Raw genomic sequence first — 862 nt, 5'->3', positions numbered from 1 at the left:
GTCTTCTATGATAGTTAATAAAGAGTTAATAAATCGTCATTTTGCTAGAACTATCATGCCAGTAATCTGTCAGGGTACATGATGACCAGTTCGCCTCTCACCTTTCCCCAATTCCGAAGCGGCATGGTCCATTTCTTGGCAGCTTCGAAAGTGGACAGGTACAACGCCTTGAGCAGAGCCTGTGAACTTGGGAAAACACTTCGCTGACGGTTTAAGCGGCGGTAAGAAGAATTTAAACTCTCAATGGCATTCGTAGTATAGAAAGCTGTACGAACGTCTATCGAAAATTTAAAGATCGGTGTTATGACATCCCAGTGATCATGCCACCGTTTCATGGCTGCTGGATACTGGGACGTCCATTTCTTATCTACTTCCTCTAACCGTCTGACAGCGTTTTTTTCGTCAGGAGCGGTATAGATCATCCGAAGATCTCTGGCAAAATTCTTCATGTCCTTATTGGCTACATATTTAAGGGTATTACGTACCATATGCACAATACAGCGCTGGTGTTCTGTTTTGGGGAAGGCTGCAACAATCGCTTCCTTAAGCCCTGTGAGTCCGTCCGAGCAGAGGATAAGAATATCCTGCACGCCACGGTTCTTAAGACCGTTCAGAACGCCCAGCCAGTATTTGCTGTTTTCATTTTCACCGACTTCAAGGGCGAGTACTTCTTTGTAGCCATCCTCATTAATGCCGAGCACAACATAGGCAGCCAACTTGCGGACAATATTATCATGACGTACCGAAAAATGAATGGCGTCAATAAAGATAATAGGATAGACGCTGGCAAGTGGCCGACACTGCCACTCTTCAATCTGGGGCAGGATTTTATCCGTGACATCCGATATGAAGCCCTCTGATG

1 protein-coding gene is annotated in these 862 nt (G+C 45.4%); it reads right to left on the bottom strand.

Going from position 1 to position 862, the window contains the following annotated elements:
- Positions 1–53: 53 nt before the first annotated feature.
- Positions 54–862 (bottom strand): IS256 family transposase (locus AB840_RS15425; protein ID WP_048515693.1); only part of this gene is annotated, 809 nt, incomplete at its 5' end.

Source organism: Megasphaera cerevisiae DSM 20462 (genome assembly GCF_001045675.1).
GTDB lineage: Bacteria > Bacillota > Negativicutes > Veillonellales > Megasphaeraceae > Megasphaera > Megasphaera cerevisiae.
The sequence above is the reverse complement of the archived record's forward strand: the minus strand, read 5'-3'. Positions and strand labels throughout refer to the sequence as shown.